The organism is Cupriavidus sp. WS (assembly GCF_000395345.1).
Taxonomy (GTDB): domain Bacteria; phylum Pseudomonadota; class Gammaproteobacteria; order Burkholderiales; family Burkholderiaceae; genus Cupriavidus; species Cupriavidus basilensis_B.
Map to the genome: position 1 here is coordinate 1 of NZ_AQPL01000412.1, position 7,458 is coordinate 7,458.

General features: G+C 73.3%; 6 protein-coding genes. All 6 read right to left on the minus strand.

The features are described from left to right. Positions 1 to 533: ATPase, T2SS/T4P/T4SS family (locus tag K206_RS0128825; RefSeq protein ID WP_020205829.1), on the minus strand; the 533-nt coding region annotated here is incomplete at its 3' end. Positions 534 to 541: 8 nt separating this feature from the next. Further along, entirely contained in the window at positions 542 to 3,022 is a 2,481-nt protein-coding gene (gspD, locus tag K206_RS39585) for a type II secretion system secretin GspD (RefSeq protein WP_020205830.1), read from the minus strand. Positions 3,023 to 3,074: 52 nt separating this feature from the next. After that, the gene (locus K206_RS0128835; protein ID WP_020205831.1) at positions 3,075 to 3,899 is read right to left on the minus strand and encodes a type II secretion system protein N; all 825 of its coding nucleotides are present in this window, start codon (positions 3,897 to 3,899) and stop codon (positions 3,075 to 3,077) included. Further along, on the minus strand, positions 3,899 to 4,492 hold the full coding sequence (locus tag K206_RS0128840) for a type II secretion system protein M (RefSeq protein ID WP_020205832.1): 594 nt from the start codon (positions 4,490 to 4,492) through the stop codon (positions 3,899 to 3,901). Before K206_RS0128840 ends, K206_RS0128835 begins: the two co-directional genes overlap by 1 nt. 23 nt (positions 4,493 to 4,515) lie before the next feature. Further along, positions 4,516 to 5,913 (minus strand): type II secretion system protein GspL, encoded by a 1,398-nt coding sequence (gene gspL, locus K206_RS0128845; RefSeq protein ID WP_020205833.1) that lies wholly within the window; start codon positions 5,911 to 5,913, stop codon positions 4,516 to 4,518. Between the two features lie 365 nt (positions 5,914 to 6,278). Beyond that, positions 6,279 to 7,328 (minus strand): type II secretion system minor pseudopilin GspK, encoded by a 1,050-nt coding sequence (gspK, locus tag K206_RS0128850; protein WP_020205834.1) that lies wholly within the window; start codon positions 7,326 to 7,328, stop codon positions 6,279 to 6,281. Positions 7,329 to 7,458 lie beyond the last annotated feature (130 nt).

Consider the following 7,458-nt stretch of genomic DNA (forward strand, 5'->3'; position numbering starts at 1 on the left):
AGCGCGCCGTGCAGCGCCTTCTTCGGGCGCACCACGTCGCGCAGCGTGCCGTCCACGCGGAAGCGCACCACCGAGGACGACTCGAACGGCTCGATGTGGATGTCGGAGGCGCCTTCGCGCGCGGCCTGCGTGAGCAGCGCGTTGATCATGCGGATGATGGGCGCGTCGTCCTCGGACTCGAGCAGGTCTTCCACGGCCGGGATGTCCTGCATCAGGCGCGACAGGTCGACCTCGCCTTCCACCTCGCCCACCACCTGCGCGGCGCTGCCGCTGTCCTGGCGGTTGTAGGCCTCGGACATGGCCAGCTCGAGCGCCTCGGGCGTCAGCACGCGCAGGCGCAGCGGCCCGTGCACGCGCGTGAGCTCGGCCAGCGCCGCCGGCGAGGTGCCGCTGCTGACCCACACTTCCAGCCCGTCGGCGCGCTGGTGCGCGATCAGCAGGCGCGCCTCGCGCGCGAAGCCGTAGGGCACCAGGCGCGCGGCCAGGGTCGAGGGCGGCTCCGGCGGCGCGGCAGGGGCGGTGCTAGTTGGCATGGCGTGTCTCAGTTCGCCCCGCGCGCGGCGTCCACCGTCGCGTTGCCGAGATGGATGCCCGGCGGCAGCGGGGTAGCGTCGGGCGCGCCACCGGCCGCGCCGGCGGCGCTGGCCTGGCCCCGCGCGCCGGCATTGTCGGACGCGCCCGGCACGGGCTGCTGGCGCGTGAGCGGCAGCGTCTGCTCCAGCGGCAGCGGGCCCGGCACCGGGCCGCGCGAACGCGGGTCGACGAACGGCGCGGCCGGCGCGTCGGCCGGCGGCAGCACCGGCGTGTTGGTGTCGCGCGTCATGGTGTTGGGCGAGACGTAGCCCTGCTGCAGCCCGCGGATGTAGTCGTAGCGGTCCTGCGTGAGGCGGTCGGTGGCGCCGGCGGTGCGCATCACGTAGGGGCGCAGGAACACCAGCAGGTTGGTCTTGCCGCGGTTCTTGTTCTCGTAGCGGAACAGGCCGCCGATCCACGGCAGGTCGCCCAGGCCGGGCACCTTCTGCACGCCGTCGCCGTAGGTGTCCTCGATCAGGCCGCCGAGCACGATGATCTGGCCGTCGTCCACCAGCACGTTGGTCTCGATCGAGCGCACGTTGGTGGTCGGGCCCTGCGTCAGGGTGGCGGTGCCCGCCACCACCGAGGACGACTCCTGGTAGATCTGCATCTTGACCAGCCCGCCGTCGGTGATCTGCGGCTTGACCCGCAGCGTGATGCCGACGTCCTTGCGGTCGAAGGTCTGGAACGGCGTGACCGAGGCCGAGCTGCCGGTCTGCGCGTAGGAGCCGGTGGTGATCGGGATGTTCTGGCCGATCAGGATCTTGGCTTCCTCGTTTTCCAGCGTGATCAGGTTCGGCGTGGACAGCAGGTTGACGCTGCCGTCGGTACCCAGCGCGCGCAGCAGCGCGCCCAGGCCGACGGCCTTGTTGACGATGCCGAGATTCAGGCCGGCCAGGTCCGGCACCAGCCCCGATGCCGAGGCGATCGCCGAGGTGCCGTTGGCGGCGATGCCGGCCACGGCGCCGGTCAGGTTGATGATGTTCTGGCCGCCGGTGCCGAAGTTGGTGCCGGCGAACACGTTGGTGTTGTTGCCGCTGGAGCTGAGCAGGCCCTGCCACTGGATGCCGAGCTGCCCGGTCTGGGTGGACGACACCTCCACGATCATCGATTCGATGTAGACCTGCGCGCGGCGCAGGTCGAGGTCGTCGATCACGGCGCGCAGGTTGCGGTAGACCGGCTCGCTGGCGGTGATGATGAGCGAGTTGGTGGACGGGTCGGCCTGGATGATGCCGCCGGTGGTCGGCAGGTTGTTGGTGGCGAACGAGGCCGAGAAGGCCGAGCCGCCGCCCGAGCCGAAGCCCGATCCCGAGCCGGACCCGTAGCTGCTGCTGCCGCTGCTGCGCGAGCCCGTGGTGCCGCCGCTGTACTGGCCGCTGGTGGACGTGGAGGTGTTGAGCAGGCCGCCGGCGCCCGTGCTGCCCGTGCCGCCCGCGCCCTGCTGGCTGGTGCTGAACGAGCTGTCGGCGGCGACGATGGCGCGCAGCGTCTGCGCCAGCTTGGTGGCGTCGGCGTTCTTCAGCGGTACCACCCAGATGTTGCCGGGCCGCGCATAGGGCTGGTCGAGCTTCTCGATGAGCTGGCGCGCCTGCTGCAGGCGCGCGCGGCTGGGCGCGCGGACCATCAGCGAGTTGCTGCGCGGCTCGGCCACCACGGTGGTGCGCAGGCTGGCGTCCACGCCCGGCGCGCCGCCCGCGGTGCCGCCCGCGGCGGCCGGGTCCATCAGCTTCTGCAGCACCAGCGCGGTGTCGCTGGCGATGGCGTTCTTGAGCGGCACCAGCTCGACCTCGCCCGAGGCCGGCGCGTCGATGGCGGCGATGATGCGGGCCAGGCGCTGCAGGTTCTCGGCGTAGTCGGTGATGACCAGCGTGTTGTTGCCCGGATAGGCGGTGATGGTGTTGTTGGGCGCGATCATCGGCCGCAGCACCGGCACCAGGTTGTTGGCCGACTCGTAGTTGAGGCGGAACACCTGGGTCACCACCTGGTCGCCGCGCGAGCGGCCGCCGCTGACCACGATCGGCGAGCCCTGCAGCTTGGCGTCGGCTTCCGGCACCACCTTGGTGAAGCCGTTGCTCTCGACCATCGCGTAGCCCTGCATGCGCAGCACCGAGCCGAGCGTCTCCAGCGCCTGCGAGCGCGACACCGGCTGCTCCGTCACCAGGTTCACCGAGCCCTTCACGCGCGGGTCGATCACGAAGTTCTTGCCGGTGGCCTGCCCGACCGCCTTCACCACCGATTCGAGATCGGCGTTGACGAAGTTGAGCACGACCTGGTCGCGGTTGCGCGGGGTCAGGTCCGGCGGCTGGCCGGGCTGGGCCGGCTGCGCGGACGCGGGGGCCGGTTGCTGGGCCCACAGCGGCGCCGGCGCCAGCAGGGAGAGGCCGCACAGCAGCGCGGTCGCGCGGGCGCAGCAGGTCTTGAACGAAGGTCGTAGGGCTTGGGTTTTCATAATCGGTTCCGGGCTGCGGGGGCGGTGCGCACAGGCGCACCGGCCGCCTGGGTCAGAAGCGCAGCCGTGTCACATTGTCCTCACGTCGTCCCAGCAGGCTCAACAGGCCCACCAATTGCGCGGCGGCGTCGGGGTCGGCATTGGCCGTGCCCTCGAAGCGCGCCTGGCGGCCCAGGGTGCCGCTGCCTCGCAGGTGCAGCGGCCCGGCAAGGGTTGTCAGTTCCAGCTTGCCGGCGGCGCCGGCCCAGTCGATCTCGGCCCGGTAGCTGCCCAGCGGGCGCACCCGGCTGACGGCCGATGATACTTGCTCGAGGCGCAGCGTCAGGTGGCCGTTCAGGCCGCCGCCGCCCTGGCCCGCGCCGCGGAAGAAGCGGCCCTGCAGCATGGACCAGTCGAGCCGCATCCGGCCGTCCGGGCGCAGCGTGTTGAACGGCGCGCCCACGCCTTCGAGCAGCGACGCCGGCAGCCGGATGGCGCCGGCCTGCGCGCTCCAGCCCAGCGGCGTGACGGCCACGCCGACCGGGCTGCTCATCGCCTCCGAGTGCGTCACCGCCAGGCGCAGGGTGCCGCCGAGCAGCGGCCAGAACGCCACCGACCATTGCAGCCGCCCGGGCAGCACGGTGGCGGTCTCGCTGCCGGCGCCGGCGGACAGCGCCAGCGTGGCGCTGCCGTGCCACAGCGAGCCCTCGGCGTCGGCCAGCAGCACGCGGCGCTGGCTCCGGCTGGCGATGCCGTCGGCGATCCAGGCCGCCGGAAACGCCGCCAGCACGGTCAGCGCGACCGTGGCCAGGCCCAGCGCGAGCCAGCCCACGCTGCGCCAGCCGCGCGGGCGGCGCACGCCGCGGCGGGCCAGCCGGAGGGCCTCGAGGCGCGCCATCAGCCGCGCCCGCCGGGGCTGGCGGCCGGACCTTGCAGGGTGGCCGTGACGTTCACCAGCGCGGTGGCGCCCACGTAGACGATGCGGGTTTCGGTGATCTTGAGCCGCTGCTGCTGGCGCACGTCCTGCAGCCAGCCCGCCACCGCGCCGAACGGCACCTTGTCGAGCTGGAGCTGCACGCCGCTGTCGCCGGTGCTGGCCAGCCGCGTGGCCTTGAGGCCGTGCTGGGCCAGGCTGTCCTGCAGCGCCTGCGAGAGCGCCTCGCCGCGCAGCGACGGCGCCGGGCTGGCGGACAGGCTGCGCGCTTCCTGCGCCAGCGTCTCCATCTCGGCGAGGTCGGTGCGCAGCTGCGGCAGGCTGCGCTGCAGCCGGGCGCGGCCGTCGGCGGCGGGCTCCCACAGCACGGTGTAGCCGATCACCAGCGCCAGCACGGCGCTGCCGGCGGCGAGGATGGCCTGCTCGCGCGGATTGCGCGCCGACCAGAACGCCTGGAAGCGCTCCTGCCAGCGCTGCGGCACGCGCGGGCGCAGGCGCGCCAGCCGTTCGGCGGTGCGGCGGCGGGCGGCGGCGGGCTGGGATGCGGTCTGTTTCATCGGGTTCACTTGGCGGGGCGCGCTCACAGGCTGGGCTTGATCGACCAGCGCGTGCCGGCCGGCGCGTTGCCGCGCGCGGCGTCGGGCTGGCTGTCGTCCGGCTCCATCGCCAGCCCGGACTGGCGTGCCGCGCTGCGCAGCGCCTCGGTGTTGGTGCCGGGCTTGAGGGTGGCGAACAGGGTGCGGCCGCGGTATTCGAGCGCCAGCAGGGCGTCCGGCGCGAGCTGGCGGGCGGCCTGGCCGAAGCGGTCGGCCAGCGGCAGGAAGTCGTCGGGCGTGCTGCGGCCGCTGGCCAGGCGCAGCTGGTCGACCTGGCGGCGCATCTGCAGCGGCGGGTCGATCACCACCGGGATCTGCGGGAAGGCGCTGCGCAGTGCCTGTTCCTGGCCTGCCAGCAGGCGCTTTTCTTCCTGGCCGAGCATCAGCCACTGCGCGTTCATGCCGACCAGCTGCACCAGCAGCAGGCCGGCGGCCAGCGCCAGCGGCAGGCGCCAGGCCAGCAGGTTCCAGCGGTCGGCGCGGCCCTGGGCGAATTCGAACTGGGCCAGGTCGAGCGTGGGGTCGAGCAGGCTGGCCTGCGCGCCCGCGATCCACACCGGCCAGCCGAGCGCGCGCGCGCCCGGCGGCGCGGCCTGGGCGAGCGCTTCCGGCGCGGCGTACCAGTCGCCCGCCGGCGCTAGCGCCTGCCAGGCGCCGAGCGCGTCGTCGCCGAGCAGCAGGCCGTAGCCGGCGTGCTCGCCGCTGCGCACGGTCAGTTGCCAGAAGCGGGAGGCCGGCGCGGGCGCGGGCACGGCCGGCGCGCCTTCGGCTTCGAACAGGGGCGAGGCGCTGGTCAGGGTGGCGGCTTCGAGCGCCAGCGCGGCCATCGGCGCGGCGGCGGCGCTTTCGGCGTCGTCTTCGTCCTGCGGCAGCGGCGCCGGCAGCGGCAGGCACAACTGCGCCGGCAGCACGTGGCGGCGGCGGTGGCGGTGCCCGGCGAAGGCGTCCATCACCGCGCGCAGCCAGGCGCGGTCGGCCACCATCAGCAGGCGCTTGCGGGCGCCGGCGGCGGCCTTGGCGACGGGCGCGTCCAGCGCCGGGCCGACCGCGATGTGGCTGAGCTGGGCGTCGGCGGCCAGCACGTCTTCCACCAGGTTGGGCAGCGCCAGCTTGAGGCGCGCCGGCGCCAGCGGCGGCACCGTGGCCGGGGTGAGCAATACGTCGCTGGCGGCCATGATCAGGACCAGGCGCTCGGCGGCGGGCAATTCGGCGATGGGAGCGTGGCCTTCGCGCAACAACTGCGGCGCCGCCTGGGCGCCCTGGCGGCGGCCACGGCCGGTGGCGGCCGCGCGCACCAGCGCGAACGGCAGCGAGCCGAAGTGCCAGGGTTGCGGCTGATCGTGCGGCCTGTGCGGCAGGCGGACGTACAGGGTGGTGCTCAAGATTTCCTTGCTACAGCGCCAGCAACGGCGTCAATGAACGATGGCGGGGGAACAGGCGGCCCGCGCGGCGGAGCGCTCCGCTGCGCGAAAGACGCCGGCTGCGATGCTGCCGGCGGCACTGGACAGGCGAAGAAGCGCAAGACCTTGGACTACCGCTTCCGCCGGGCCGGAGCATACCTTGCCTGTGTGACGAATTGGCGTCAATACGTATCTGTATGACGGCCGCTCTCAAACGCCCGCCAGCCCCGGCTGCAGGCGCCTTTGGCGGCAGTTGGCGGGCCTCCCTGCGGGGCCTTTCTGGTCCCCCTTCTGGCCCCCTTTCCTGCCGTTTTTCAGTACCCCTCCGGCACCCTCCCGCGGCGGACTCAGCGCTGCTCCGGCATGCGGTCGAGGTCGCGCACCCACACCACCCGCGTGGTGTTGGCATTGCCCATTACTTCGCCGCGGTAGACCAGCGACACCTGCATGCGGGTGGCGCGCTCGTGGCGGATCAGGCCGTAGACCAGGAAATAGTGGGTGCGCACGTCGAGCGTGCTGGTGGCGCTGTTGGGGTCGGCCTGTGGCGCCAGCGTGCGCAACTGCGATTGCAGGTCGGTGATGTTGTTGAAATAGGCGCGGTCGCGCTGGCGCACCAGTTCACGCGCGCGGTCCAGCGGCAGCTTGTCGATCACCGCGGACAGCACCTCGGCCTCGGCGGTGTTGCCGTTGACCAGCGTGCGTTCGGGCAGCAGGTCGACGAAGGGCTCGAGCGCGGCCACGATGTTCGGCGTGTAGCCCGGGATGGCGAGCAGGTCGTCGATGCCGTCGGGCGCGCGCAGGCCCGGCCGGCCGCCGCCGTCACCATCGCCGCCGCTGCTGCCGCTGCCCATCGCCGCGCTGGCCAGGTAGCGCGCGGTGGGATCGGCCAGCGCGGCGTTCAGGCCGAGCGTCTGCAGCAGGCGGCGGTAGACCGCCACGCCGGAGGGGTCGATGGTGGCGATGCGGCCCTGCGACTCGCTGGTGCTCCACAGCACCAGGTTGCTGAGGTTGAAGCGGGCCTGGGCGTCCTGGATGCGGCCCGAGAGGAAGGAGGTCTCGCCTTCCTGGTCGGTGCGCAGCGCGGCACCGAGGAAATCCGACAGCCGGGTCTCGGCGATGGGCACGGCCCAGGGCTCGCCGAGCTGGTCCACGCTGGTGCGGCGCTGGTCGTCGCGCAGGATCAGGCGGGCCCAGTCGACCGCGGCGCGCTCGATCCAGGTGGCCTGGGCCAGCAGGCGCTGGTTCTCGATCGAGCGGATCTGCACCTGCTGGCGCCACAGCATGCCGGACACGATCACCACCGCCAGCGTCACCACCAGCAGCGCCGTGACCACGGCCGCGCCGCGCTGGCGGCGCGGCGCGCGGCGGCGGACGGGAAAGGGCGGGTGCTTGCTCATAGGCCGGTCATGCAGATCTTCTGGAAATAGCGCGGCGCGTCGCCGTCGCCCATGCGCGCCGAGAGGCTCAGCTCGATGGCGCGCACCGCCGTGGCGGCCACGCCGAGGCTGGCGCCGGCAGCGGAGGCGG

Excerpts from the sequence above, each read along its gene's own strand:
- gspK (WP_020205834.1), bottom strand. The coding sequence starts at position 7,328 with ATGAGCAAGCACCCGCCCTTTCCCGTCCGCCGCCGCGCGCCGCGCCGC.
- gspD (WP_020205830.1), bottom strand. The coding sequence starts at position 3,022 with ATGAAAACCCAAGCCCTACGACCTTCGTTCAAGACCTGCTGCGCCCGC.
- K206_RS0128840 (WP_020205832.1), bottom strand. The coding sequence starts at position 4,492 with ATGAAACAGACCGCATCCCAGCCCGCCGCCGCCCGCCGCCGCACCGCC.
- K206_RS0128835 (WP_020205831.1), bottom strand. The coding sequence starts at position 3,899 with ATGGCGCGCCTCGAGGCCCTCCGGCTGGCCCGCCGCGGCGTGCGCCGC.